This window comes from Streptomyces sp. CB02923, from assembly GCF_001905005.1.
In the GTDB taxonomy this organism is placed as follows: Bacteria; Actinomycetota; Actinomycetes; order Streptomycetales; family Streptomycetaceae; genus Streptomyces.
This window is the reverse complement of record NZ_LWKZ01000024.1, coordinates 713,299-738,079: the sequence shown is the minus strand read 5'-3', so window position 1 is coordinate 738,079 and position 24,781 is coordinate 713,299. Positions and strand designations below refer to the sequence as shown.

General features: G+C 72.9%; 24 protein-coding genes. 8 read left to right on the top strand and 16 right to left on the bottom strand.

Going from position 1 to position 24,781, the window contains the following annotated elements; all coding sequences use genetic code 11:
* The first annotated feature begins 263 nt into the window (after positions 1-263).
* Positions 264-1,604 (top strand): nucleobase:cation symporter-2 family protein, encoded by a 1,341-nt coding sequence (locus A6A06_RS26435; protein ID WP_242440990.1) that lies wholly within the window; start codon positions 264-266, stop codon positions 1,602-1,604.
* 100 nt (positions 1,605-1,704) lie between these two features.
* On the opposite strand, the gene A6A06_RS26430 is transcribed toward A6A06_RS26435, so the two are convergent.
* From A6A06_RS26430 to A6A06_RS26420, 3 genes are all read right to left on the bottom strand, one after another.
* Positions 1,705-2,571 carry a chitosanase gene (locus tag A6A06_RS26430; RefSeq protein ID WP_073763950.1) on the bottom strand — a complete coding sequence of 289 codons (867 nt, stop codon included), beginning with the start codon at positions 2,569-2,571 and terminating at the stop codon, positions 1,705-1,707.
* 130 nt (positions 2,572-2,701) lie between these two features.
* Positions 2,702-3,550: a GNAT family N-acetyltransferase gene (locus tag A6A06_RS26425; RefSeq protein WP_079194352.1), complete on the bottom strand. Its 849-nt coding sequence runs from the start codon at positions 3,548-3,550 to the stop codon at positions 2,702-2,704.
* 68 nt (positions 3,551-3,618) lie between these two features.
* The gene (locus A6A06_RS26420) at positions 3,619-4,200 is read right to left on the bottom strand and encodes a TetR/AcrR family transcriptional regulator (RefSeq protein WP_073763948.1); all 582 of its coding nucleotides are present in this window, start codon (positions 4,198-4,200) and stop codon (positions 3,619-3,621) included.
* A gap of 64 nt (positions 4,201-4,264) precedes the next feature.
* Between A6A06_RS26420 and A6A06_RS26415 the strand changes: the two genes are divergently transcribed.
* The 3 genes from A6A06_RS26415 to A6A06_RS26405 all read left to right on the top strand — a co-directional run bounded on the left by A6A06_RS26415 (position 4,265) and on the right by A6A06_RS26405 (position 8,555).
* A complete protein-coding gene (locus A6A06_RS26415) occupies positions 4,265-5,344 on the top strand; it encodes an FAD-dependent monooxygenase (RefSeq protein ID WP_073763946.1) in 1,080 nt (359 codons plus the stop codon).
* 101 nt (positions 5,345-5,445) lie between these two features.
* Positions 5,446-6,960 (top strand): M20/M25/M40 family metallo-hydrolase, encoded by a 1,515-nt coding sequence (locus tag A6A06_RS26410; protein ID WP_274535890.1) that lies wholly within the window; start codon positions 5,446-5,448, stop codon positions 6,958-6,960.
* Positions 6,961-6,968: 8 nt separating this feature from the next.
* On the top strand, positions 6,969-8,555 hold the full coding sequence (locus tag A6A06_RS26405) for a YfcC family protein (protein WP_079194407.1): 1,587 nt from the start codon (positions 6,969-6,971) through the stop codon (positions 8,553-8,555).
* A 39-nt stretch (positions 8,556-8,594) separates the two neighbouring features.
* On the opposite strand, the gene A6A06_RS26400 is transcribed toward A6A06_RS26405, so the two are convergent.
* The 4 genes from A6A06_RS26400 to A6A06_RS26385 form a co-directional block, all read right to left on the bottom strand.
* On the bottom strand, positions 8,595-8,861 hold the full coding sequence (locus A6A06_RS26400) for an SCO5918 family protein (protein WP_242440946.1): 267 nt from the start codon (positions 8,859-8,861) through the stop codon (positions 8,595-8,597).
* 92 nt (positions 8,862-8,953) lie between these two features.
* Positions 8,954-9,745, bottom strand: a complete 792-nt coding sequence (locus tag A6A06_RS26395; protein WP_073763944.1) for a VOC family protein — start codon at positions 9,743-9,745, stop codon at positions 8,954-8,956.
* A gap of 189 nt (positions 9,746-9,934) precedes the next feature.
* Positions 9,935-11,563 carry a malate synthase A gene (gene aceB / locus A6A06_RS26390; protein ID WP_073763942.1) on the bottom strand — a complete coding sequence of 543 codons (1,629 nt, stop codon included), beginning with the start codon at positions 11,561-11,563 and terminating at the stop codon, positions 9,935-9,937.
* Positions 11,564-11,788: 225 nt separating this feature from the next.
* Positions 11,789-12,451: a nucleotidyltransferase family protein gene (locus tag A6A06_RS26385; protein WP_073763940.1), complete on the bottom strand. Its 663-nt coding sequence runs from the start codon at positions 12,449-12,451 to the stop codon at positions 11,789-11,791.
* 223 nt (positions 12,452-12,674) lie between these two features.
* Here A6A06_RS26385 and A6A06_RS26380 point away from each other — a divergent pair, with 223 nt between their 5' ends.
* Positions 12,675-12,992, top strand: coding sequence for a DUF5955 family protein (locus A6A06_RS26380; protein WP_073764646.1), 318 nt, complete (start codon positions 12,675-12,677; stop codon positions 12,990-12,992).
* Between the two features lie 62 nt (positions 12,993-13,054).
* Here A6A06_RS26380 and A6A06_RS26375 read toward each other — a convergent pair whose 3' ends face one another.
* Entirely contained in the window at positions 13,055-13,858 is an 804-nt protein-coding gene (locus tag A6A06_RS26375) for an IclR family transcriptional regulator (RefSeq protein ID WP_073763938.1), read from the bottom strand.
* A 446-nt stretch (positions 13,859-14,304) separates the two neighbouring features.
* Between A6A06_RS26375 and allB the strand changes: the two genes are divergently transcribed.
* On the top strand, positions 14,305-15,642 hold the full coding sequence (gene allB / locus A6A06_RS26370; protein ID WP_073763936.1) for an allantoinase AllB: 1,338 nt from the start codon (positions 14,305-14,307) through the stop codon (positions 15,640-15,642).
* A 9-nt stretch (positions 15,643-15,651) separates the two neighbouring features.
* On the opposite strand, the gene A6A06_RS43025 is transcribed toward allB, so the two are convergent.
* Complete coding sequence (locus tag A6A06_RS43025; protein WP_079194351.1) at positions 15,652-17,049, bottom strand: inositol monophosphatase family protein; 1,398 nt, start codon at positions 17,047-17,049, stop codon at positions 15,652-15,654.
* Between the two features lie 126 nt (positions 17,050-17,175).
* On the opposite strand from A6A06_RS43025, the gene A6A06_RS26355 reads away from it, so the two are divergent.
* The gene (locus A6A06_RS26355; RefSeq protein ID WP_073763934.1) at positions 17,176-17,883 is read left to right on the top strand and encodes an RraA family protein; all 708 of its coding nucleotides are present in this window, start codon (positions 17,176-17,178) and stop codon (positions 17,881-17,883) included.
* Between the two features lie 53 nt (positions 17,884-17,936).
* Here the strand turns inward: A6A06_RS26355 and A6A06_RS26350 are convergent, their stop codons facing one another.
* The 5 genes from A6A06_RS26350 to A6A06_RS26335 all read right to left on the bottom strand — a co-directional run bounded on the left by A6A06_RS26350 (position 17,937) and on the right by A6A06_RS26335 (position 22,261).
* Positions 17,937-18,380 carry a hypothetical protein gene (locus A6A06_RS26350; RefSeq protein WP_073763932.1) on the bottom strand — a complete coding sequence of 148 codons (444 nt, stop codon included), beginning with the start codon at positions 18,378-18,380 and terminating at the stop codon, positions 17,937-17,939.
* A 124-nt stretch (positions 18,381-18,504) separates the two neighbouring features.
* Positions 18,505-19,200: a transcriptional regulator gene (locus A6A06_RS26345; RefSeq protein WP_073763930.1), complete on the bottom strand. Its 696-nt coding sequence runs from the start codon at positions 19,198-19,200 to the stop codon at positions 18,505-18,507.
* A gap of 104 nt (positions 19,201-19,304) precedes the next feature.
* A complete protein-coding gene (locus A6A06_RS26340) occupies positions 19,305-21,272 on the bottom strand; it encodes a beta-N-acetylglucosaminidase domain-containing protein (RefSeq protein ID WP_073763928.1) in 1,968 nt (655 codons plus the stop codon).
* 174 nt (positions 21,273-21,446) lie between these two features.
* Positions 21,447-21,611 carry a DUF6126 family protein gene (locus A6A06_RS42090; protein ID WP_199931162.1) on the bottom strand — a complete coding sequence of 55 codons (165 nt, stop codon included), beginning with the start codon at positions 21,609-21,611 and terminating at the stop codon, positions 21,447-21,449.
* Positions 21,612-21,631: 20 nt separating this feature from the next.
* Positions 21,632-22,261, bottom strand: coding sequence for a helix-turn-helix domain-containing protein (locus A6A06_RS26335; protein WP_073763926.1), 630 nt, complete (start codon positions 22,259-22,261; stop codon positions 21,632-21,634).
* Between the two features lie 170 nt (positions 22,262-22,431).
* Here A6A06_RS26335 and A6A06_RS26330 point away from each other — a divergent pair, with 170 nt between their 5' ends.
* The gene (locus A6A06_RS26330; protein ID WP_073763924.1) at positions 22,432-22,872 is read left to right on the top strand and encodes a ribonuclease; all 441 of its coding nucleotides are present in this window, start codon (positions 22,432-22,434) and stop codon (positions 22,870-22,872) included.
* Positions 22,873-22,877: 5 nt separating this feature from the next.
* Here A6A06_RS26330 and A6A06_RS26325 read toward each other — a convergent pair whose 3' ends face one another.
* Together A6A06_RS26325 and A6A06_RS43020 are read right to left on the bottom strand one after the other, a co-directional pair.
* Positions 22,878-24,284 carry a GH1 family beta-glucosidase gene (locus A6A06_RS26325; protein WP_199931223.1) on the bottom strand — a complete coding sequence of 469 codons (1,407 nt, stop codon included), beginning with the start codon at positions 24,282-24,284 and terminating at the stop codon, positions 22,878-22,880.
* Between the two features lie 38 nt (positions 24,285-24,322).
* A partial coding sequence (locus tag A6A06_RS43020) for a carbohydrate ABC transporter permease (protein ID WP_242440945.1) occupies positions 24,323-24,781 on the bottom strand: 459 nt, incomplete at its 5' end.

Below are 24,781 nucleotides of genomic sequence, written 5' to 3'. Positions count from 1 at the left end.
TGACGAACCGTCAGCCATATGCGGCGACCCCTTCGCGCTTACGTGACCACCCGTCTCCACGTGACCACCCGTCACCGCTCCGACGCGCCACAAGCGCGGACCGCTGCACCACCGCACCCGACGCACGCCCTCCGTGACAGCATCGCGCCGCTTCCCCCTCGCGGCGCAGAAATCGAAGGAGGCCCGCAGTGGCCGCAACCCCAGGGCGGACGGCGCAGGGCGACCGGAAGCACCCGGTCGACGAGACCCTCCCGCCCTTCAAGATGTTCACCAGCGGCCTGCAGCACGTGGCCGCCATGTACGCGGGCGTGGTGGCCCCGCCGATGATCGTCGGCCCGGCCTGCGGGCTCAGCCCCACCGAGACCGCCTTCCTGATGGGCGCCAGCCTCTTCACCGCGGGCATCGCCACCCTCCTGCAGACCCTCGGCTTCTGGAAGATCGGCGCCAGGCTGCCGTTCGTCAACGGCGTCTCGTTCGCCGGTGTCACGCCGATGGTCGCCATCGGCAAGGCCCAGAGCCCCGGCGACGCACTGCCCGTCATCTTCGGCGCGGTCATCGTCGCCGGAGTCCTCGGCTTCGTCCTCGCCCCGTACTTCTCCAAGCTGGTGCGGTTCTTCCCGCCGGTGGTCACCGGCACCGTCATCACCCTGATCGGCGTCTCCCTGCTGCCGGTCGCCTTCAACTGGTCCCAGGGCGGCAACGCACAGGCCCACGACTACGGTTCGCTGACCAACATCGGCATGGCGGCGCTCACCTTCGTCATCGTGCTGGTGCTGCGGCGGGTGCTGCGCGGCTTCCTCCAGCAGATATCCATCCTGCTCGGCCTGGTCGCCGGGACGCTGATCGCGATCCCCGTCGGCATCACCGACTTCGGGACGATCACGCAGGCGGACCCCGTCGGCTTCCCGGCACCGTTCCACTTCGGCGCGCCGCAGTTCGACGCCGCAGCCGTGATTTCGATGTGCATCGTCATGCTCGTCTGCATGACCGAGTCCACCGCCGACATGCTCGCCCTCGGCAAGATCGTGGACCGGCCCGCCGACGAGCGCACCATCGAGGGCGGCCTGCGCGCCGACACCCTCGGCACCGCCCTCAGCCCGCTCTTCAACGGCTTCGCCAACAGCGCCTTCGCGCAGAATATCGGCCTGGTCGCGATGACCAAGGTGCGCAGCCGCTTCGTCGTCGCCACCGGTGGCCTGATCCTGATCGTGCTGGGCCTGTGCCCGGTCGCCGCCTCGGTGATCTCCCTGGTCCCGCTGCCGGTGCTGGGCGGCGCGGGCATCGTGCTGTTCGGTTCGGTCGCCGCCAGCGGCATCCAGACCCTGGCCACGGCCGCGATGGACAAGGGCGAGAACGCGCTGATCGTCGCGGCCGCGGTGGGCATCGGCCTGATACCGATCGCGGCGCCGCGGTTCTACCACGACTTCCCCAAGGACATGCTGGTCGTCCTGGACTCCGGCATCAGCACCGGCTGCCTCGTGGCCATCGTGCTCAACCTCGCCTTCAACCACTTCGGCAAGCGGCGCGGTGAGCCGCCGCTGGAGGTGGTCCCGCAGCAGCCGGAGCGGGGCGCCGCGGATGCGCAGACGGCTCCGGCGCACTGATCCGCGCGAGCCGACGGCCCGTACCGCGCGAGCCGGCGGCCCGTACCGTGCCGGATTCCCGGATCGGTACGGGCCGCCGCGTGCTCGGCCGATGCCTCGCTCAGCCGATGTGGTACGAGTCCCCGTACACCTTCCAGTCCAGCGGCGGGTTCAGGTTCAGGTTGCCTTTCTTCAGGAAGACGCGCTGCGCGGTGTCCACGCGGCTGGTGTCGCTGTGCGCCTCCTCCTGCTTCATCGCCCACACCCGGGCGTCCAGGAAGGCGTTGAGGTACGCCTTCTCGTCGCCGCCCTGGGCCGGGGTCTTGGCCTTGGCCAGGGCCCGCTTGCGGATGCTGGAGAAGCTGGTCTTGTCGCTGCCGTCACCGTGCATGACGAGCGCGTCGTAGTACGCGAACTGGCCCAGCACGCCGATCTTGTCGGCCTTGCCCTGCTTGACCGCCGGGTTGAAGTAGACCCGGTCCCGCTCGTCGTTCTGCGCCTGCTGGAAGGCCGGGTCCTCGGCGGCCTTCTCCCAGTCCTTCTTGTAGTGCGGGTCCAGGCCCGCGTGCGAGGCGCTGCCGTTGACCTTGCGCAGCGCGGGCAGGTACTTGGCGAGGATATTGCCGGGCTTGCGCTTGGTGTACAGCTCGACGAGGTCGAGCATGTCGCCGGTGCCGGAACAGAAGCCGATGATGCCGGCGGTGTAGCCGCGGTCGTCCTTGATGTCCTCGATGTAGCCGTACTTCTTCCGCCAGTTCAGCGTGGAGTTCTCGGCGCTGGCGACCAACTGCATGGCGATCTCCTTCTTCGCCGGGTCGTCCAGGCCGGTCGCCGCCTTGGCGGTGGCGCGGGCGGCGGCCGGTGCCTGGCCGGTGGCGGCGACCGCCGGGCCGGCGACGGCGGTGGCCGGTACGGCGAGCAGGACCAGGCCGAGGGTGAGTCCGGTGGCGGGCTTGCGGAGCGCCTTGCCTATGGATCGGGCACGCATGGTTGTCCTCCAGTGGGGAGCGGGCCGGGTGAGGGCCGTGGTGCGGTGAGGGATCCCAATCGTTAGGAAGCTTTCCTATCAGACTCCGGTGAGGGTCGTCACCGGTCAGATCGCGCCAACCATCGGCGCGTCAGCCACCCTTGGCCGCCTCGGCCGTTCCGGACGGCTGCCAGACGTACGGAACGGTCGTGGCGGCGCTGACCAGGCCCAGCCGGTTGAGGATGGGGCGGCTGGTCTCCATGGCGTCGACCTGTACGTACCGGAATCCGCGCGCCACGGCGAGCGCCGCCCGGTGCGCGACCAGGGCGCGGTAGACGCCCTTGCCGCGCCAGTTGGGCAGCGTCGAGCCGCCCCACAGGGAGGCGAAGGCGGTGCCCTGGTGGAAGCGCACCCACGCCGCCGAGACCACCTCGCCCGCCAGGGACTCCGCCACGGTCACCGTGCACGGGTCGCCGTCGCGCCCCGCCACCCACTCCTCCATGGCAGGCGCCAGCCAGCTCCGGTCGTCGGCCCAGACGGTTTCGGCCAGTTCCCCGATCCGGTCGAAGTCGGCGCGGCCGGTGACGTCGCGCAGCCGTACGCCTTCGGGCAGCGGAGGCTCACCGGGCGGCCCGGCGACCTGCGCCGCCTCGCCGATGACGACCGTCTCCTGCTCGCCCGGTACAAAACCGGCGGCGGTCAGCCGGTCCGGCAGGTCGGCGGGCAGGTCATGGCCGTGGTACTTCCACTCGACGGGCAGGCCGCGGGCGGCGAAGTGGTCGCGCTGGGCCGCGATGAAGGCGTCCAGCTCCGCCCCGTCGAGCCCGCCCAGGTCGCGGTAGAGGATCAGCCCGCCCTGTGCCGGGAGGGTCCTGCGCAGTACGGGACCGACCCGCTCGGTGCCCGGGGTGTCCGGCGCGAACCCGCGGTCCCGCATCTGCTCGTCGTACGCCGCACGGTAGGCCGCGGCTCGCGCTCGCTCGGAGTCGTGTGTGGTCACCGGCGTCACTCCACCACAGGCCACGGGCCGCGGCCATCGAATTCGGCCGTGGCGCGGCGCGTCGCCCGTCAGGGCGTGGCGGGCGGCTCCGCGGGCTCGCCGAGCAGCCGGCCGAGCAGCTCTGCGATGCCCGGCCCTGGGTCGAAGTCCTCGACGGGGAAGGAGAGTTGGTGGAAAGCGATGCCGTCGAGGTAGTCGAAGAGGATCTCGCAGTGCCGCTGCGGTGCCGGTGACCCGAAACGCCGCATCCACTCCGTGCCCCAGCCGACGACGGCCTCGCGCCCGCGGGTGAGCGCGGGGCGCAGCTCGGGGCGGGCGGAGGCTTCCAGGCAGAGGGCGTAGCGGGCGGCGGTCCTGGCGCGCTCCGGGCCGGTCGCGTACAGGATGAAGCGTGTCACGGCGGCCGCGAGTTCGGGGACGCCGGACGGGGCGGCCCGGCGGGCGAACTCCTCCCAGTCGCGGCGCTCCAGCGCCGCCAGGTGGCCGACGATGCCGTCGATCAGCGCGGCCCGGTTGCGGAAGTAGTTGGAGGTGGTGCCGGACGGCACCCCCGCCGCGGCGTCCACCGCCTGGTAGGTCAGGCGGCGCGGCCCCTCCGCGCCCAGTACCCCGATCGCCGCGTCCAGGACCTGGTCCCGTCGTCGTGCCACCCTGCGCACCCCTCGATACTATGTTTGTAGTGCCCATCCACTATAAACATAGTATCGTGTGGCCATGGAGCCGACACCTCGTACGGCAGCCGTCGTCGGCGGCGGAATCGGCGGCCTCGCCACCGCCCTCCACCTGCGCAACGGCGGCTGGACCGTGGACGTCTTCGAACGCGCCCGCAGCCTCCCGGCGGCCGGTACCGCCCTCGGACTGTGGCCCGGCGCACTGGCCGCCCTGGACACCCTCGGCATCGGCGAACAGGTGCGGGACCTGAGCCGGCCGCAGACCGGGGGCGCCTTCCTGCGCCCCGACGGCGCACGGATCGCCACCCTCGACGCCGACGCCCTCCAGCGGCGCACCGGAGACGTCGTCCGCCTGATATCCCGCCCCGGACTGCTGACCCTCCTCCACGAAGCGGCGGGCGGCGAGGGGTCGGTCACCTTCGGCCGCCCGGTCGACGACATCCGGGAGCTGGAGGACGCGTATGACGCGGTGATCGCGGCCGACGGCCTCAACAGCGCCTCGCGCACGACACTGTTCGGACCGCGGTACCGCGCCCGCTACGTCGGCGCGTCGTCCTGGCGCGGCACGGTGGACGGCGACACCGGCACCGTCACCGAGACCTGGGGTGAAGGGCTGCGGTTCGGCATCACGCCCACCACGGGAGGGCGCACCAACTGGTTCGCCTGCGCCGTCGCCCCCGAAGGGCAGCGTGAGCCGGGCCGCGAGGCCGACGTGCTGCACGCCCGCTTCGGGCACTGGCACGCCGCCGTGCGCCGCGTACTGGAGCAGCTGGACGAACCGGGCGTGCTGCGCCATGACCTGTACTACCTCGACCCGCCGCTGCCCTCGTACGTCAGGGGCCGTACCGCGCTCATCGGCGACGCCGCCCATGCCATGACGCCCGATTTGGGACGTGGTGCGTGTGAAGCGCTGGTCGACGCCGTGGAGTTGGCGCGGTCCCTGCGGGTGTCGTCCGAGGTGGCGACGGCCCTCCGTACGTATGATCATGAGCGGCGTTCCGTGACCCAGCGGCTGGTGCGCACGGCGCGGCTGATGAACCGGATGGCGCACGCGCGGCGGCTGACGGGTCTGCGGAACGTGGCGATGAGGGCAGCGATGGCGCTGGGCGGACCGCCGGCCTGAGGGGCGGCGCCTGCCGACGGCGCCGGAGGTGCGCTCGATTGCCGCACTGAACCTGAACGCCAGTCGAGTGAGCGCCAGACGCCACGGAGAGGGGTTCCGCCGTGGACCCGAACGCCCACCCACCGCACGCCCGGCACCCGGACGCCGAACCCGCGCAGGCCGAACCCGCGCAGGCCGACCTCGCGCAGGCCGAACCCGCGCACGCCGTACCCCCGACAGCGTCCGCGGGCCCCCCGCCCCCGGCCGCCGACGACCTCGAAACCGCCGTGGACGGCCTGATGCCCTCCCTGTGCGACGACCTCAAGCGGCTGGCGGCGATCCCCTCGGTCGCCTTCCCGGGCCACCCGCCCGAGCCGGTGCTGGCGGCGCGCGACGAACTCCGCGCCCTGCTGCGCGCAGCGGGCGTCACGGACCTCGGCGAGCTGGATCTCCCCGACACCGCGCCGGTCATCACCGGCACCATCCCGCCGCCCACACCGGACGCCCCCACCGTCCTCCTGTACGCCCACTACGACGTCCAGCCCGCGGGCGACCTCCGCCTGTGGACGTCACCGCCCTTCGAACCCACCGACTTCGAGGACCCGCACGGCGGCCCCGCCATCCGGGCCCGCGGCATCGCCGACTGCAAGGCGAACCTCCTCGTCCACCTCGGCGCGCTGCGCGTCCACGGCGGCCGTCCCCCGGTCGGCATCAAGATCGTCTTCGAGGGGCAGGAGGAGTACGGCAGCGCCTTCGACGACTACCCGCCCACCGACCCCGGGCGCTTCGCCTGCGACGCGATGGTCATCGCCGACGCGGGCAACCTCCGCGCCGGGACACCCACCCTCGTCACCGGCCTGCGCGGCGCCGCCGAACTGACCGTGGAAGTGCGCACACTCGACGAGGCGGTGCACAGCGGCGAGTACGGCGGCGCCGCCCCGGACGCCCTGCTCGCCCTCCTCAACGCCCTGGCCACCCTCCACGACGTGCACGGAGACGTCGCCGTCGAAGGGCTGCGCCGCGAACCGTGGGCCGGCAGCGCCCCCACCGAGACGGAGTTCCGCGACCTGGCCGGCGTACGGGAAGGGATGCCGCTCCTCGGCTCCGGCGGGCTGGGGGAGCGCCTGTGGAGCGGCCCGGCCATCACCGTCATGGGCCTGGACGCACCCTCCGTGGACCACGCCGCCTCGGCCGTCGTGCCGTACGCCCGCGCCAAGCTCAACCTGCGCTGCCACCCCCGCCAGGACCCGAAGGAGGCCCTCGCCGCGCTCGTACGGCACCTGGAACGGCTGCGTCCGTTCGGCATCCCGCTGACCGTGACGCCCGGCGACGCGGGCGCCGGCTTCGAGGCCCGTACCGGCGGACCCGCCTACCGCGCCGCCGCGGCCGCGATGCGCCGGGCGTGGGGAGCCGACCCCGTGCACGCCGCGGGCGGCGGCTCCATCCCGCTCGTCGACGGCCTCGCGCGGGCCGTCCCGGAAGCCGAGGTCCTGATCTTCGGCGCCGAGGACAAACAGTGCAACCTGCACGCCCCCGACGAACGGGTGCTGCTCTCGGAACTGCGCGGCGCGGTCCTCGCGGAGGCCGTCTTCCTGCGCGAATACGCCGCCGCCTTCCGCACCGGAGCCGCCGCGTGAGCGCCCCGATGCCCGACGAGAACCCCCGGCCCGACGAGACCCTCCGGACCGCCGAGCAGCCCCCGGCCACCGGCACGGCCACCGCCGACGGCGGCCCGGACCGCCCCCGGCGCAGGTTCACCTTCCCCAGCGCCCTGACCGTCCTGGCCATCGTGACCCTCGCGGTCTGGGCCCTGGCCTTCGTCATCCCCTCCGGCACCTACGACCGCGACGCCGAGGGCACCCCGCAGCAGGGCACCTACCACCGCGCGCCCTCCGGCCAGTCCTTCACCGACCGGCTCAACGACCTCTTCCTGTCGCCCGTCAACGGCCTGTACGGAGTGCAGGACACCAAGACCGGGCAGGTCGGCCCGACGCTGGCGGGCGAACTGTACGGCAGCGCGGGCGTGTTCCTCTTCGTCCTCGCCATCGGCGCGTTCATCACGGTCGTCTTCTCCACCGGCGCACTGGACCGCGGCATCGGCCGGCTGGCCCACCGCCTGCGCCACCGCGGCGCCCTGCTGATCATCGGCGTGATGGCCGTCTTCTCGCTGCTCGGCACGGTCGAGGGCTTCGCCGAGGAGACACTCGGCTTCTACGGCCTGGTCGTACCGCTGATGCTGGCGCTCGGCTACGACCGGATGGTGGCCACCGCGACGATCATCCTCGGCGCCGGCATCGGCGTCCTGTGCTCCACCGTCAACCCCTTCGCCACCGGCGTGGCCTCCTCCGCCGCCGACATCTCCCTGGGCGACGGCATCGCGCTGCGGGTGGTGATGTGGCTGGTGCTGACCGCCGTCACCATCGGCTACGTGGTGCGCTACGCGCAGCGCGTACGGGCCGACCCGGACCGCTCCCTCGTCGGCTTCCTGCCCGGCGACCGGGACCGCGCGCGGGTCGCCGACGACGCGGCGGAGCCGCCGCCCCTGACCGGGCTGCACAAGACCGTGCTGGTCACCGTGGCACTGGTCTTCGCCTTCATGATCTTCTCGGTGATCCCGTGGTCCGGGGCGCTCACCGGGGACGCCGACGCCGCGCCGTACGCCTTCGAACTGGGCTGGTCCTTCCCCCAGCTGGCCGCCCTGTTCATCACGGCTTCGATCCTCGTCGGGATCATCGCGCGGATGGGCGAACAGAAGCTCAGCTCGACCTTCGTGCAGGGCGTCGCCGAGTTCGTCTCCCCGGCCCTGGTGATCGTGCTGGCCCGCGGCGTCACCACGATCATGAACAACGCGAAGATCACGGACACCGTCCTGCACGCCGTCGAGGGCGCCGTCTCCGGCACGCCGTCGGCGCTGTTCGGCATGATGGTCTACGTCGTCAACCTGCCGCTGGCCTTCCTCATCCCCTCCACGTCCGGCCACGCCACCCTCGCCATGCCGATCCTGGCGCCGCTGGCCGACTTCGCGCACGTCTCGCGGGCGGTGGTGGTCACGGCCTGGCAGGCGGCCAGCGGCTGGATGAACCTGTGGGTGCCGACCACCGCCGTCATCATGGGCGGCGTCTCGCTGGCCAAGGTCGGCTACAACAGGTACCTGCGCTTCGTGTGGCCGCTGCTGGCCATCCTCGCCGTCCTCATCTGCGCATTCGTGGGGCTGGGGGCGGCGATGACGTGAGCGCGGGCCCGCCGGTGCGGGCCCGCGCGGGCCGCGGCGTCACAGGAGCGCGGACGGTTCGGCCGAGGTGGGCCTGGGCCGGCAGGTGAAGCCGAGCCGGCGCAGTGCCCGCACCATCTCCCCGGCGCTGAAGTCCCGCGGGTCCTGGCCGGTCACGATCCGCCCGACCTGCTTGACGGGGTAGGCGACGGACCCGACGAGCACGGAGTCGCCGCTGATGGGCTCCGGTTCGACCGCGCTCATCTTCTGCTCCACCTCATTCGCCTGCAGGTAGAAGAAGACGCCGGCGATGGTGACACGCATCATGCCTCAACAAAGGGTGAGCAGGAATGGAGCCTGAGCCCTCAGCCTCTCACGCCCCGCCCGTCCGGTGGCCCCGATCGGCACCCCGATCCGGGTCACCTCGCACGTGTGTCCCCGTCTTCCGCCCCGTGTATCCGCAGTCCGGCGATCTCGGTACGCGGCGGCCGGTCACCCGTCAGCAGCAGTGCGGTGATGCGGTCGGCCGGTCCCGCGGCGAAGTGCACCCGGCCGCCTTCGAGCGGTACGACGGTGCCGCCCGCGTCCACCGGGATGCCGGTGAGCGTGCTGAGCCAGGTGGCGGCGGCGTGCGGGTCGGGGGTCTCGACGAGGAGGCCGGCGAGGTCGAAGGCGCCGCGGTCCACGCGGCCGGAGGCCTCGTGTTCGCGGAGGAGCGCGGGGTCGGCGCGGACGGTGATGAAGAAGGGCGCCCAGGGCGGCGCGTCGGCGTCCGTCAGCATCGCTTCCCGGAAGGTGACGCGGCCCTCCTGGAAGGAGAAGTCGTGCACGTCGACCCCGTGGCCCGCGCGGCGCAGCCGCTCGGCGGTGGCGGCGGTGTCCGTGACGTGGACCGCGAAGTTCAGCGGTCCGCCGCCGGCCGCGATGAGCGCGTCGATACGGGGCTGCCATCCGGCCGTCGCCCGGCCGAACGCGGAGGGCGCGTACACCGCGCGGTCCACGACGGTGAGGATCTCGACGTACCGGTCGTCCAGCCGCCAGGCCCCGTTCTGGAAGCCCTCGTGGACCGGGTTGGTGTGCGCGGGCAGACCGGCTGCCGTGTAGTCCCGTACGGCGGCGGCCACGTCCGGCACGCAGTGCAACAGGTGGTCGAAGCGCGGTGCTTCGGTCGGCCGGAGATCCGGGGTGCGGATCGGCTGCGTGGCGGTCATGGTCACCCTCCCCGAGTTGGTTAGGGAAGCCTAACCGAAGGGGTGGCGGGGTCCGTGCGCAGCGGCGGACCTCAGGGCCCCGGGGCGCCCCTCGAACCGGACGGCGGCCCCGGAACAGACGGCCCGTCAGGCCCGTGCGCGCCGGGCATCCGGTGCGCACGGGCTCTCGGAGCGGGGGAGAGGGGCCGGTCAGTCCAGCAGCTCGTACGCCGGCAGCGTCAGGAACGCCGCGTAGTCGGTGTCCAGGGAGACCTTCAGGAGGAGGTCGTGGGCCTGCTGCCAGGTCCCGGCGGTGAAGGCCTCGTCGCCGATCTCGTCGCGGATCGCGGCCAGTTCCTCGTCGGCGATCCTGCGGACCAGCTCCGCGGTGGCCTTCTCGCCGTTCTCGAACACGACGCCCGCGTCCACCCACTGCCAGATCTGCGACCGGGAGATTTCGGCGGTCGCCGCGTCCTCCATCAGGCCGAAGATGGCGACCGCGCCGAGGCCGCGCAGCCACGCCTCGATGTAGCGGGTGCCGACCCGGACCGCGTCCACCAGCCCCTGATAGGTGGGCCTGGCGTCCAGCGAGTCGACGGCGATGAGGTCGGCGGCCGAGACCGCGACGTCCTCGCGCAGCCGGTCCTTCTGGTGCGGCTGGTCGCCGAGCACCGCGTCGAAGGAGGCGCGGGCGACCGGGACCAGGTCGGGATGGGCGACCCAGGAGCCGTCGAAGCCGTCGCCGGCCTCGCGGTCCTTGTCGGCGCGGACCTTGGCCAGCGCCGTCTCGTTGGCCTCGGGATCGCGGCGGTTGGGGATGAACGCCGCCATGCCGCCGATCGCGTGCGCGCCGCGCCGGTGGCAGGTCCGGACGAGGAGTTCGGTGTACGCGCGCATGAACGGCGCCGTCATGGTGATCGCGTTACGGTCCGGCAGCACGAACTTCTCGCCGCCGTCGCGGAAGTTCTTCACGATGGAGAAGAGGTAGTCCCAGCGGCCCGCGTTCAGGCCCGCGGCGTGGTCGCGCAGCTCGTAGAGGATCTCCTCCATCTCGTACGCGGCGGTGATGGTCTCGATGAGGACCGTGGCGCGGACGGTGCCCTGCGCGATGCCCAGGTGGTCCTGCGCGAAGACGAAGATCTCGTTCCAGAGGCGGGCCTCCAGGTGCGACTCGGTCTTCGGCAGGTAGAAGTACGGGCCCTTGCCGAGGTCCAGCAGGCGCTGGGCGTTGTGGAAGAAGTACAGGCCGAAGTCGACCAGGGCGCCGGGGACCGGCGTGCCGTCGAGCTGGAGGTGCCGCTCGTCCAGGTGCCAGCCGCGCGGCCGGACGACGACGGTCGCCAGCTCCTCGGCGGCCTTGAGGGCGTAGGACTTGCCGCTGCCCGGGTCGGTGAAGTCGATCCGGCGCTCGTAGGCGTCGATCAGGTTCACCTGGCCGCCGATGACGTTCTCCCAGGTGGGGGCGGAGGCGTCCTCGAAGTCGGCGAGCCAGACCTTCGCGCCGGAGTTGAGCGCGTTGATGGTCATCTTGCGGTCGGTGGGGCCGGTGATCTCCACCCGGCGGTCGTTGAGCGCGGCGGGTGCCGGGGCGACGCGCCAGCTGTCGTCGGCACGGATGTGCGCGGTCTCGGGCAGGAAGTCCAGGGCGGAGGTCCGGGCGATCTCGGCGCGGCGCGCGTCGCGGCGGGCGAGCAGTTCATCGCGGCGCGGGGTGAACCGGCGGTGGAGTTCGGCGACGAAGGCCAGCGCGGCCTCCGTGAGGATCTCGTCCTGGCGGGCGGGGGCCTTGCCGGGGCCGACGTCGACGATGGCCAGCGGGGACGGCGCTGGTGCGGACATGAGCTGTCACTCCATTCAGCGGCGGTGCCCGGTCGGCCGCAGGGGCGGGTGCGCGGCACGGGGTGCCGCGGGTCGTGGCCGGCGGTGGCGGGCGCCGTTGGGGTTCAGGGCACTTCTGACCAGTGGAGAGTAGTTTCCTTATCGCGGAACTTCAATGGTTTGTTGACGTCGAGAATCTCTCCGTCGACAGAGGCAGTGATCGAATGACTCCGAGTGCCACCGCGGTCACCGCTTTTCGCCTGCCCGGGGCGCGCCCGGCGACGCCAGCCGGAACAGGTCCCGCGGCGTGTCGATGTCGTACGGCTCGGCCACGTCCCCGCACTCGACGAGAGTGAGGGCGTCCTCGTGCTCCTTCAGATACGCGCGCGCCCCCCGGTCCCCCTCGGCGGCGGCCGCGACCGCCGCCCACCGGCCGGCTCCGAACAGCACCGGGTGCCCGCGCTTCCCGCCGTACGCCGCGGCCGCCAGGTCGGCCCCGCCCGCGTACGCCGCGACCACGCGCGCCACCGCCGCCGCGCCGATGCCCGGCTGGTCCACCAGCGAGACCAGCACGGCACCCGCCCCGGAGTCCGCCAGCGCGGCCAGGCCGACGCGCAGCGAGGACCCCATCCCCAGGGCCCAGTCCGGGTTCTCGGCCGTCTCGTACGCCGCGAGGTCGGCCCGCTCCCGTACGGTGTCGGCCGCCGCGCCCAGAACGATGTGCACCGGGCCGCAGCCGCCCTCCCGCAGCACCCGGGCCGCGTTCTCGACCAGCGGCCTGCCGCGGAATTCCAGCAGGGCCTTGGGGCGTCCGCCCAGCCGCCGTCCGCCGCCCGCGGCGAGCAGCAGCCCGGCGACGGGGCCGCGCACGGGAAGGGCGTCGGAGGCGGGGGATGAGGTGTGTGCCATGGGGTCTGCTTACCTCATGGCCGGGCGCTACGGGGCGGTGCGGGGCCGGGCGCGGCGGCGGGAAGCGGGGCCGGACCGAGGACGGTACCGCATCGCGGCGCCGGGCGCGCGTAGGAATTCGGTGATCCTGATTTCGCTCTCCGTATGGCGCGGACCGCACAGGGTGGCGTTAACTGGCCCGCGTCGCGGAGCGGGGCCAACGGCCGTGGAGGGTACCGTCGTTGTGAAGCAGAGGCAGAAGTACAGGCGAGTCGCGGAAGCGGGGGACGACCCACGGGGTGTCGCCCTGTGCGGTGCGGTGGCCCGGTTGCGCCGGGAACTGGCCGTTCTTCCCGCGGAGTTGCCCGACCGTGCGGCCGCCGACGACGAACTGGCCGCACTGCACGCCATGGTGAGCGCCGGCGACCCCGAAGTGCCCCGGCTGCGCCGTTCCCTGCTGCTGATCGCGGGCGCGGTCGGCTCGATCAGTGCCCTGGCGCCCGCGCTGACGGATCTGCGCGAGCTGATCGGTCTGTACGGGGAGGCGCCGCGCCGGTTCTGAGCCCCGGCCGGGGCGCGGGGGCCGCGCAGGTCCCCGCGGCGCCCGTGCCGGGCGTCGGCGGGCTACGCCGGGTTCTGGGTGGCCAGCGCCACGGACAGTTCGGCCGCGATCTCCTGGAGCACCGGGACGATCTTGTCGATCGACGCCTCGGTCACCCGGCCCGTCGGCCCGGAGATGGAGATGGCCGCCGCGGTGGGGGAGTCCGGCACCGGCACCGCGATGCAGCGGACGCCGATCTCCTGCTCGTTGTCGTCCATCGCGTACCCGAGCCTGCGGACCTCTTCGAGGGCGTCCAGGAAGCGGTCCGGGTCGGTGATGGTCTTCTCGGTCGCGGCCGGCATCCCCGTACGGCCGAGCAGCGCGCGGACCTCCTCCGGCGGATGGCCCGCGAGCAGCGCCTTGCCGACGCCCGTGGAGTGCGGCAGCACCCGGCGGCCGACCTCGGTGAACATCCGGACCGCGTGCCGGGACGGCACCTGCGCCACGTACACGATCTCGTCGCCGTCCAGCAGCGCCATGTTGGCCGTCTCGCCGGTCTCCTCGACCGCGCGCGCCAGGTACGGCCGGGCCCAGGTGCCCAGCAGGCGCGAGGCGCTCTCGCCGAGGCGGATCAGCCGGGGGCCGAGCGCGTACCGGCGGTTCGGCTGCTGGCGGACGTAGCCGCAGGCGACGAGGGTGCGCATGAGCCGGTGGATCGTCGGCAGCGGCAGTCCGCTGCTCGTCGACAGCTCGCTCAGGCCGACCTCGCCACCGGCGTCGGCCATCCGCTCCAGCAGGTCGAAGGCGCGCTCAAGGGACTGGACGCCACCGCCGGCGGCTGCGGGTTTGGCTGCGGCGGCGGAAGTGCTGGCGCTGGACGGCGGCACGACGCGTTCCTTTCGGGGCAGGTGGTGGCGGGCTCGGCGCAGGGCTCGGGTGTACGGGTGCCGGGACCGACCCGGAGCAGCCTACCGGTCCCCTCCGGCGGACACACGGTCTGTCGCACACTCGTTCCCGCCGGTCAGCGGCTGCCCTCCGGCCCCGCCCAGGCGCTACCCGCGATCACCGGGCCCGGCCAGTGGCCATAGCTACGTTCTGCTGGGTGAAATCTCTTATCCATTCTGTGGAATCCTCCAGGCGTCCTCGGGGGCTGCGCGATCCCGCCACGAAACCGTCCGCGTGCTGTTCGTGACCGGCGCGATCTGCGCCATCCGCGCCACCGCGACGCCCGCGGCGGGGTCTTGACGGGGCTCGGTCCCGGGGTGAGACTCCTTCAACAGAAAGTTGAATTCCGTGCTGCGGAAGCCCACGGAACCGCACGAGAGGGGACCGGGTGTCCGAGATCGATCTGGTGCTGCGCTCCACGCGTGTCGTCACCCCACGGGGGACCCGCGCGGCGACCGTCACCGTCCGGGACGGGAAGATCGCGGAGCTGCTCCCGCACGACGCCCCCGTACCGGCCGGGACGCGGGTCGAGGACTTCGGCGACGACGCGCTCATGCCCGGCCTCGTCGACACCCACGTACACGTGAACGACCCCGGACGCACCGAGTGGGAGGGCTTCTGGACCGCCACCCGCGCCGCGGCGGCCGGCGGCATCACCACCCTCGTCGACATGCCCCTCAACAGCCTCCCGCCCACCACCACCGAAGCGAACCTGCACACCAAGCGCGAGGTCGCCCGCTCCAAGGCGCACATCGACGTCGGCTTCTGGGGCGGCGCCGTACCCGGCAACGTCAAGGACCTGCGGCCGCTGCACGACGCGGGCGTCTTCGGCTTCAAGTGCTTCCTGTCCCCGTCCGGCGTGGACGAGTTCCCGCAGCTGGACCAGGAGCAGCTGGCCGTCGCGCTCGGCGAGATCGCCGGCTTCGGCGGCCTGCTCATCGTCCACGCCGAGGACCCGCTCCACCTGGAGGCCGCGCCGCAGCCGCACGGCCCCAAGTACGCCGACTTCCTCGCCTCCCGCCCCCGGGCCTGCGAGAACGACGCGATTGCCGGGCTGATCGCGCTCGCCCGGCGGCTCGGCGCGCGCGTGCACATCCTGCACCTGTCCTCCTCGGACGCGCTGCCGCTGATCGCCGACGCCCGCGCCGAGGGCGTACGGATCACCGTCGAGACCTGCCCGCACTTCCTCACCCTGACCGCCGAGGAGATCCCGGACGGCGCCACCGAGTTCAAGTGCTGCCCGCCGATCCGCGAGGCGGCCAACCAGGACGCCCTCTGGCAGGGCCTCGCCGACGGCACGATCGACTGCGTCGTCTCCGACCACTCGCCGTCCACCGCCGACCTGAAGACCCCGGACTTCGGCGACGCCTGGGGCGGCATCTCCTCCCTCCAGCTCGGCCTGCCCGCCATCTGGACCGCCGCCCGCGAGCGCGGTCACACCCTGGAGGACGTCGCCCGCTGGATGGCGACCGCCCCGGCCGCGCTCGTCGGCCTGCACCACAAGGGCGCCGTCGAACCCGGCCGGGACGCGGACTTCGCGGTGCTCGCCCCGGACGCGACGTTCACCGTCGACCCGGCCGGACTCCAGCACCGGAACAAGATCACGGCGTACGCGGGGCGCACCCTGCACGGCGTCGTACGGTCCACCTGGCTGCGCGGCCGCCGGATCAACGACGCCGGAACGCTGTCCGAGCCCGCGGGCAAGCTGCTGGACCGGCAGCCGTAAGGCGTGCCCTCAGGGGCGCCAGCCCGTCTCTTCCGCCCACGCCTCCGCGACCCCGGCCACCAGGTCCACGACCGGGTCCTTGACCTCCGCGTAACTGCCCAGGTCCGCTGTCCGGTGAGCCAGCTCGCGCTTGAAACGCGCATACGCCGGCACCGCCCCGGGGTGCGCGCGGAACCAGTCGCGGAACAGCAGCGCCAGCCGCTCGTTCGGCGAACCCGTCCGCCGGACGTGCAGGTTCACGTCCGGCCCGGGGCCGCCGCGCCGCGACCACATCCGCTTCGCCCACCGGGCCGGATCATCGTCCCGGCCCGCCGGTACGTGGTCCCGCTCGTGCCGCGAACGGACGAAACCCCGTGCCGCCAGCGGGGCGTCGAAGGCGTCCGCGGCCGCGGCCAGGTCGGCCACGCTCACCTGGAGGTCGAAGACGGGCTTGGCCGCCATCCCGGGCACGGACGTGCTCCCGATGTGCTCGGCCCGCCGGGCCACGGGAGCGAGCGCGGCGAGCAACTCCGCGGTGAGCGCGGCCCCTTCCGCCGCCCACCCCGGATGGGCGTCGGCCAGGAGGGCCCGCGCTTCGTGGTCCTCCCCGGACTCCGCCACCACCTCCAGGAACGCGTCGTGCAGCGGCCCGTTCGTGATCAGCACCGAGCCGTCCCCCTCCAGGACCGGCGCTCCGGCGAGGTCCGTGATCCGGCCGCCGCCCTCCGCGACGATCACCGGCAGCGGAGCGAGATCGTGGTATCCCATCGCGGGACCCGCGATCACCCAGGCGTCCGCCCGCCCGGCGAGGACATCCACCACACCGCCACCGGTCGGCACCAGCATCACCCGTCGGTGCAGCGCCGTCAGCAGCGACTCCGGCCACCCCACGATGTTGTGCGCCTGCGTCCTGGCCCCGCTCAGTTCCGTCCGGCCACCGGCGCGCAGCCGTCCGTGCCCCGAACGCAGCGCGTCCAGCGGATCGGGGTCCTCGCCGAGCAGCAGCCAGCAGCCGAGGCCGCGCCCGGCCGCCACCGTCTGCCGGCTCATCGGCAGGTTCACCACACCGATCGCCGGCCCGTACTCGTCCTCGTAGGCCAGGTCGCTGGAGAACGTCGGCACCCGGTCGGTGAACTGCCGGGTGCCGTTGACGGGATCGATCACCCAGCGCCGCCCGGACGTCCCGGCCCGCAGCCCCGCCTCCTCGCCGAGCACCGCGTCCGCGGGGTACGCCGCCGCCAGTTCCTTCCGTACGAAGTTCTCCACGGCGATGTCGACCGAGGTCGCCTCGGTGCCGTCCACCTTGCGTGCCGACGACCAGCCGCCGAGGAAGCCTTCGGCGCTCAGCTGTCCGGCACGCGTGGCGAGACGGACGGCGAAGGCGAACAACTCGGGGGAAACGGGCGGGGTATTCGAGGGAAGATCCATGTCCTGAGCCTGTCACAGGCCCTGCCGCGCCGGTCCGGCGGCGTTACTGTCTACGGAGTTCACGTGGCTCGTCGCGCCGGGTGCTCCTCGTCACCGGACGTCGGCCTCGGCCCGGGGAGGAGCGGCATGGAACACGAAGAGCTGCGCGAGCGGTTCGCGACCCTGACCACGGCCCACCTGGCGGACGCGTGCCTGCGCGCCCGGACACCCGTGCGCTGCGCGCCGCCGCCGCTGCGGGCCATGGCCCCGGGCGCCCGGCTGGCCGGACGGGTGCTGCCCGCCCGGCACACCGGCAGTGTCGACGTCTTCCTCGAAGCGCTGGAAACCGCCGCCCCCGGCGATGTGCTGGTGGCCGACAACGGCGGACGCACCGACGAGAGCTGCGTCGGCGACCTCGTGGCGCTGGAAGCCCTGACCGCCGGGCTGGGCGGCATCGTCGTCTGGGGCCTGCACCGCGACACGGCCGACCTGCGGAAGATCGGACTGCCGGTCTTCAGCCTGGGCACGACGCCGACCGGGCCGCGGCGCCTGGACGCCAGGCCGGACGACGCGCTGGACAGCGCCACGGTGGGGCAGTGGACGGTCGGCCGCGCGGACCTGGTGCTGGGCGACGACGACGGTGTGCTCTTCCTGCCCGCCGCCGGTGCCGGTGAACTGTGCACCCTCGCGGAGTCGATCCGGGACACCGAACGCCGCCAGGCCGACCGGATCAGGGCCGGGGAACCGCTGCGCCGGCAGGTGGAGTTCGCCGCATATCTCGCCGGGCGCCGGCAGAACCCGGCCCTGACATTCCGCGACCATCTGCGGGCCGTGGGCGGAGCCGTCGAGGAATGACGGCCACGGCCGCGACTGCCGGGAAGTTACCCGGCGCGAAAGCGCCGCCGCCGCTAATTCTTCGGACACAGGTGGATGTGAACGGCCTTCAGAATCTTCTCCGCCTGCTCCGTGGAGAATTGCGTCGTCCCGGAGAAACGCAGCCGGGTCTGCTCCACCTGCTTGGCGTAGTCCTTCCGGAAGGAGTGGATCGTGCCGCAGGTGCTTCTGCCGCGGCTCACCGCGCGCTCCGGCTTGGCGTTCACGATGTCCCGGGAAATCGCGTCGAGGGCGGCTATGTAGCGCGCCTGCGTGGCGGGATCCGGCTTCGGGGGGATGCCCAGCCGCGCCTCCGCGTCGGAGATCGCCTTGGACTGCCCCTGCTCCGCCGACGGAGCGGCGGACCCCGTCGGCGAGGAGGCCGGCCGGCTCCCGCTCTTGGCGCTGCCGCCGCACGCGGTGAGGCCCGCGGCGGCGATGACGGCGGCGGACAAGGCGATGGCGGTGCGGTGGTTCACGATTCTCCCCTGACCAGTGGACATGAGCGGTCATTCTGACAGGGAAAGCGCCTGTTGCTAAGGGAATTGGGAAAAATTAGGGTTCCCCTCTTTTGTGGCCGGTGCGGGGTGCCGGGCGCGGCCGTCATTCCGCGAGCGCCGTCCAGAACATCAGCTCGTACTCCTGGAGCAGCCGGCCGTAACGGTGCGCGAGGCGGGGCGTCACCCGGGACGTGTCGAGGGCGTACCGGACGGCCTCATGGGCGAGTCCGGTCAGTTCCGCCGCGGGCTCGGCGAAGAAGTCGAAGAAGGCGCACGCCGCGCCGGGAAAGGCGTAGCGGGTACGCAGCGCGTGCGAGACGGTGGCGCAATAGCCGCCCCAGGCGGCGAAGTTGGCGGTCAGCGCGATCACCACGTCGCCGGGCTCCGCGTCCAGCGCCAGCCGTGCCACGTACGACGGATACGCCTGGCACCCGGCCCGCGGTTCGTACATCCGTACGGCATCGGCGTCCAGCCCGCAGGCGTCCGCGAGACCGCCCAGCGCGCCGAGCGCCATCGACTCGCCCTCGGTCAGCGCCTCGAAGAAGGCCGTCACCGGCGGGTCCCCGTCGGCGCGCCGCGCCAGGTGACGGAAGCTGCGCCGGTCGGAGGCGATGACCTGGTGCTGTTCGAGGGCCAGCGCGGTGAACACCTCACGCGGCGCCTCACCGGCGGCGATCCGGGCGACCAGGGGGTTGCGCTCCGCGCCGGGCGCCAGCTCGCGCACCGCAGACTCCAGGAGGCGTTCGGCGGTGGGCGCTGCCGGCCGCTCCGGAGCGGCCGCGTCCTTCTCACGGGTCATGCTCGTGCCTCCCCGCGTGCGGGCTGGTGGGGTGGACCTGCCGGGGTGCCTGCGTACCGGCAAGTCTAGGACTCCACGCGCCCCGCACGGGGGAGGCCGGACGGTCAGCGGCGGGCCGGGCCGCTCCGCGTACGGTCCTGCCGGGCGGCCGTGCCGTGCTCCTGGCCGTCGTGTTCGGCGATGGCGTCGGCGACGAAGGTGTCCACCACGCCCTTGGCGACGAGGACCGGCACGCGCTTGCCGTTCATGTCGACGTAGACGTGTGACGTGGCGGTCTCGACCAGCGCCGGGAGCCGCTCGCGCAGCCGCTGTGCCGTGGCGTCGTCGCCCGTACGGGAGGCCTGGACCATGCGCAGCGCCGTGCGGGCGGCGCGTCCCCAGTCGGCGGTCGCGTCGAGCCAGGGGCCGCTGTCGGCGATGAAGCCGCGGTCGGGGAGGGAAGCGCGCAGTACTTCCGGTGCGTGCTGGAGTCCGCGCAGGGCCCGGTCCAGGCGTTCCGCGCTCCCGCCGTCCTGGAAGCGCCGTACGGCGGCCGCCAGTTCGGGGGACTGTTGGGGATTGAGCGCGGAGCCGTAGTGGGCGTCGGCGAAGGCGCGGAGGGCGCGTTCGGTGCGCGGAGCGCCGCCGGAGATCTCCTTGAGCGCCGCGGCCCAGGAGGCGCGGGCGTCGTAGGCACGGTCGTTCCACGCGTAGTCGGCGACCGTGAACAGGGCGATCTTGGAGGCGGCGGGCTGGATCATGGGGTTGGCGGTGATCCCCGCCAGCCGTCCGGGCAGCCCCTTCTCGCGCCCGCTGAACGGCCCGAGCAGCAGCCGGTCGGTGACGTAGTCGTTGACCGGGTAGTTGTCCCACGTCAGGATCGGGTGCCCGAAGACCTGCCGGGCCGCCTCCGCCTGGGCGACGGTCATGACGGGCGCGATGACGCCCACCCCGGTCCACTCCACGAGTACGTCCGCGTCGAGCCGGGTCCTGAGCGCCTCCTTGTAGGGCGACGGCCGGACGTCGTAGTACTCGGTCGGCACCATCTGGAGCGGCTGCGCCCCTCCGTCCCGGTGGGTGGCGATGAACTCCCGGTTCACCCGGTTGAGGAGGTACGCCTGGGCCGCTCCGGCGGCGCCCCCGCCGGTGCCGAACCGTTCCTTGTCCGCGGCGCAGTTCCAGTCCGTGTAGCTGATGTCGTCCAGCGGCACCGCGAAGGTGCGTACGCCGATGTCCCACAGCGCCTGGAACTTGCCGGTCAGCGCCTTGAGGTCGGCGTCCGAGCTGTAGCAGACGGACAGGCCGGGGGAGAGCGCGTAGCTGAATTCCACGTGCCGGGCCCGCGCGCGGTCCACCAGTTCCCCGAGCCGCGCGAGCTGGTCCGCCGGGTAGGGCGAGCGCCACTTCTCCCGCAGGTACGGGTCGTCCTTGGGCGAGTAGACGTAGGTGTTCATCTTGTGCGCGCCGTAGAAGTCGAGCTGGTCCAGGCGCGCGGCGTGCGACCAGGGGGTGCCGTAGAAGCCCTCGATGACGCCGCGCAGCGGGGTGGCGGGCCAGTCGCGTACGGCCGTGGCGCGGACCCGGGCGCCGGGGCGGTCGCGGTGCGGGAGGAGCTGGCGCAGCGACTGGGCGGCGTAGTACGTGCCGGTGGCGTCCGCGCCGGCCAGCGCGATCCGGCCGCCGCCGACGGCGAGCGCGTACCCCTCGGCGGGCAGTCCGGCCGTGCCGCGCGCGCCGAGGTCCGCCAGGGTCCGCGCGGCGCCCGCGCCGTCCACGTACACGGTCAGGCCGCGGCCTGCCTTGCCGGCCCGTACGACCCGGTCGGCGCCCGCCCGCTTCAGCGACCGTTCGACGACTTCCAGCGCGGGGCCGTCGGCCTTCGGTCCGGCCACGACCGTGACGGTCGGTGTGACGGTGACCCGGCCGCCGAGGGCGCGGACGGACTGCGGCGCCGGGGTGATGGCGGGCCCGGCGGCCGGTGGTCTGTCCCGTCCGCCGCCTGAACCGGCGGCCCCGGCGGGCGGGCCGGTCAGCGGGACGACGGCCAGGGCCAGGGCGAGGGCGGCGGTGGCCGCGGTGCGCGTGCGGTGCATCCTTCGGTCCTCCTCGGTACGACGAGGTGCGCGAAACCGGCGTGGTGCGGGTGCGACGAGCGACAGCAGGTTTCACCCGGCACGGGCGGAGGACAATGGATTTTTGCGCCGGGTGGATGGACGTTTCGGCCCCGTGACGTTCGCGCGGCGGGCCGGCCCGCCGCGCGTTCCGCTTCAGCGGTTCTTCGCGATGATGAAGATGATGCTCATGAAGGCCAGCAGGACGTGGGTGGCCACGACGTAGATGAAGACGCGTATGTAGACGCCGCGCGGCGGCTTGTTCTCCACGTACTTGCGGGCGGAGGCGGGGGCTGTTCGGGGGGTGGGGTCTTCGGACATGGCGGGGGTTCCTTCCTCGGTCACAGGCCGCGGCGCGGTGCGGTGTCGCCGAGGCAGAGCTCGGCCGCGCCGCTCTGCAGCAGCGTGTGGACGAACAGCAGCTCCGTGCCGCCCCGCGTGGCCGCGGCGATGCGGTGCGGGGTCAGCGAGTCGAAATGGGCGGCGTCGCCGGGGTCGAGCACGTGGGCCGTCTCGCCGAGCGTGAGCCGCAGCCGCCCCTTGAGGACGTACAGCCACTCCTCTCCCGGATGCACCCGTACGAGGTCGCCCTGCGCGCGCTGCGGTACGTGCACCCGCAGGGCCTGCATGGCCCGCCCGGCGCCGCCCAGGGTCCAGTACGTCCAGCCGCCCGCCTCGGACGGCTCGGCCCGGCCGGCCCGGATGACGGGGTCCCGTTCCGGTGCCGTCTCGCCCAGGAGATCGGATACCGTTGTTCCGTACATGCGGGCCAGTGCCAGCAGCATCGGCAGGGACGGCTGGCGCTGGTTGGTCTCCAGCCGGGACAGGTGTGCGGGCGACAGCCCTACCCGCCGGGCGGCGGTCTCCAGCGTGAGGCCGGTACGGCGCCGCAGCTCGCGCAGCCGGGGCGCGACGGAGGGCAGGTCCTCGGGCAGCTCGCCCGGGGCGGGTTCGGCGGCGGTGTCGCTCATATATCCGGTATAGCCAGCTTTCGCCTCTCAGGCAAAAGTTTTGCCTGAGAGGCAAGTGGGTGAATTCGGGACGTTCCGTTCACCCGGCCGGGTTCTCTTCCGTGAACTCGTGGGAAACATCCGCCCCTTGGCATTGACAGGTACCTGTCTACGCGCGTCATGCTGTGTCCATGAAGATCCCCCCACGCATCACCCGGTTCGGCGCCGTCGGCGCCCTCGCGTCGGCCCTGCTCGTCGGCGGGCCCGCCATCGCCGCCACACCCGCCGCGACGGCCGCCCCCGTGGCGCACTCGGCCGTCGCACGCCCCGCCGCACACGTCACGGCGGTCGGCGACATCTGCTACTCGAAGCTGCCCTCGCAGGCCCACGACACCCTGAACCTGATCGCCAAGGGCGGCCCCTTCCCGTACCCGAAGGACGGCACGGTCTTCAGCAACCGGGAAGGCATCCTCCCCAGCCAGGGCAAGGGCTACTACCACGAGTACACCGTGAAGACGCCGGGCTCCCCGGACCGCGGAGCCCGGCGCATCGTGACCGGTGAGAAGAAGAACGAGGACTACTACACCGCCGACCACTACAAGTCGTTCGACCTGGTCGACCGGAGCTGCTGAAACGATCAGCCGGTCGGAGCGGCGGAGGCCGGGGCGGTTTCCCGGCCTCCGCCGCCGTGCTCCCGGCCGCCGGTCCGGGCCCGGTGCTCCGCGATCAGCGCCGCGTACCGCCGCCCGCTGGCCTTGACCGTACGGCGCTGGGTCGCGTAGTCGACGTGGACCAGCCCGAACCGCTTGTCGTAGCCGTACGCCCACTCGAAGTTGTCCAGCAGCGACCAGGCGAAGTACCCGGCCAGCGGCGCGCCGCGGCGTACCGCACGCGCACACGCCGCCAGGTGTTCCTCCAGGTAGGCGGTCCGCTCCGGGTCCTCGACCGAGCCGTCGGCGCCCACCGTGTCCGGGTAGCTCGCGCCGTTCTCGGTGACCAGGACGCGCCGCGCGCCGTACTCGTCGGTCAGCCGCATCAGCAGCTGCTCCAGGCCGTCCGCGTGCACCTCCCAGTCCATCGCGGTACGCCGCGCACCCGGCACCCGCACCTGGCGGGCGTACGGCAGCGGTCCGTGCGGATCGTCGGCGACGACATTGCGGAAGTAGTAGTTCAGACCCAGCCAGTCCAGCGGCTCCGCGACGGTCGCCAGGTCGCCGGGGCGTTCGGGCAGGTCCACGCCGTACAGGTCGAGCATGTCCTGCGGGTAGCCGCGGCCGTGCACCGGATCGAGCCACCAGCGGTTGGTGTGGCCGTCGGCGCGCAGCGCGGCGCCGCGGTCGGCTTCGCTGTCCGAGGCGGGCTCGCAGGGGCTCAGGTTGTTGACGATGCCGACCCGGGCGCCGGGGGCGGCCGCCCGCACGGCCTGGACGCCGAGGCCGTGCGCGAGGTGCAGATGATACGCGGCGCGCACGGCGGCCGCCGGGTCCGTCAGGCCGGGCGCCATCCGCCCTTCGAGGTGCCCGATCCACGCGGAGCACAGCGGTTCGTTCAGGGTCGCCCAGTCCTTGACGCGGTCGCCCAGCGCGCCGGCCACCACGGAGGCGTACGCGGCGAAGTGCTCGGCGGTCTCGCGCACCGGCCAGCCGCCGCGGTCCTGGAGGGCCTGCGGCAGGTCCCAGTGGTAGAGCGTCGCGTACGGGGTGATGCCGGCGTCGAGCAGGGCGTCCACGAGCCGGTCGTAGAAGTCCAGCCCGGCCCGGTTGACCGGGCCGTCGCCCGCGGGCCGCACCCGCGGCCAGGCCACGGAGAAGCGGTACGCGCTGACGCCGAGCTGCCGCATCAGGCCGATGTCCTCGCGCCAGCGGTGGTAGTGGTAGCAGGCGGTGTCCCCGGTGTCGCCGTTGTCGATGCGGCCCGGCTCGCGGGAGAAAGTGTCCCAGATGGAGGGGGCGCGGCCGTCCTCCGCCACGGCGCCCTCGATCTGGTACGCGGAGGTGGCCACTCCCCAGAGGAAGCCGGGAGGCAGCGCGGCGAGTTCGTTCACGGGGGGTGTGGGGGGCACGGGGGTCCTTTCGTGGCGGGTCATTTGACCGCTCCTGCGGTGAGCCCGGCGACCAGGTAGCGCTGGAGCAGCAGGAACCCGGCGACGACCGGGACGCTGACCACCAGGGAGGCGGCCATGACCTGGTTCCAGTGGACGCCGGTCTGCGAGGCATAGCCCTGGAGGCCGACGGCGAGGGTGCGGGTGGTGTCGTTGGTCATCACCGAGGCGAACAGCACCTCGCCCCATGCGGTCATGAAGGCGTACACGGACACCGCGACGATGCCGGGGACCGCGGCCGGCACGACGACGCGCCACAGCGCGCCGAGCGGCCCGCAGCCGTCCACCCTCGCCGCCTCGTCCAGCTCGCGCGGGATGGAGTCGAAGTAGCCGACCAGCATCCAGACGGCGAAGGGCAGGGAGAAGGTCAGATAGGTCAGGATCAGGCCGCCGCGCGAGCCGTACAGCGCGACGCCCGTGGTGTTCCCGATGTTGACGAA

Excerpts from the sequence above, each read along its gene's own strand:
- A6A06_RS26395 (WP_073763944.1), bottom strand. The coding sequence starts at position 9,745 with ATGACCGCCACGCAGCCGATCCGCACCCCGGATCTCCGGCCGACCGAA.
- A6A06_RS26385 (WP_073763940.1), bottom strand. The coding sequence starts at position 12,451 with ATGGCACACACCTCATCCCCCGCCTCCGACGCCCTTCCCGTGCGCGGC.
- A6A06_RS26345 (WP_073763930.1), bottom strand. The coding sequence starts at position 19,200 with ATGACCCGTGAGAAGGACGCGGCCGCTCCGGAGCGGCCGGCAGCGCCC.
- A6A06_RS26400 (WP_242440946.1), bottom strand. The coding sequence starts at position 8,861 with ATGATGCGTGTCACCATCGCCGGCGTCTTCTTCTACCTGCAGGCGAAT.
- A6A06_RS26405 (WP_079194407.1), top strand. The coding sequence starts at position 6,969 with ATGCCCGACGAGAACCCCCGGCCCGACGAGACCCTCCGGACCGCCGAG.
- A6A06_RS26335 (WP_073763926.1), bottom strand. The coding sequence starts at position 22,261 with ATGAGCGACACCGCCGCCGAACCCGCCCCGGGCGAGCTGCCCGAGGAC.
- A6A06_RS26430 (WP_073763950.1), bottom strand. The coding sequence starts at position 2,571 with ATGCGTGCCCGATCCATAGGCAAGGCGCTCCGCAAGCCCGCCACCGGA.
- aceB (WP_073763942.1), bottom strand. The coding sequence starts at position 11,563 with ATGTCCGCACCAGCGCCGTCCCCGCTGGCCATCGTCGACGTCGGCCCC.
- A6A06_RS26355 (WP_073763934.1), top strand. The coding sequence starts at position 17,176 with ATGGAACACGAAGAGCTGCGCGAGCGGTTCGCGACCCTGACCACGGCC.
- A6A06_RS43025 (WP_079194351.1), bottom strand. The coding sequence starts at position 17,049 with ATGGATCTTCCCTCGAATACCCCGCCCGTTTCCCCCGAGTTGTTCGCC.
- A6A06_RS26435 (WP_242440990.1), top strand. The coding sequence starts at position 264 with ATGTTCACCAGCGGCCTGCAGCACGTGGCCGCCATGTACGCGGGCGTG.
- A6A06_RS26330 (WP_073763924.1), top strand. The coding sequence starts at position 22,432 with ATGAAGATCCCCCCACGCATCACCCGGTTCGGCGCCGTCGGCGCCCTC.
- A6A06_RS42090 (WP_199931162.1), bottom strand. The coding sequence starts at position 21,611 with ATGTCCGAAGACCCCACCCCCCGAACAGCCCCCGCCTCCGCCCGCAAG.
- A6A06_RS26415 (WP_073763946.1), top strand. The coding sequence starts at position 4,265 with ATGGAGCCGACACCTCGTACGGCAGCCGTCGTCGGCGGCGGAATCGGC.
- A6A06_RS26340 (WP_073763928.1), bottom strand. The coding sequence starts at position 21,272 with ATGCACCGCACGCGCACCGCGGCCACCGCCGCCCTCGCCCTGGCCCTG.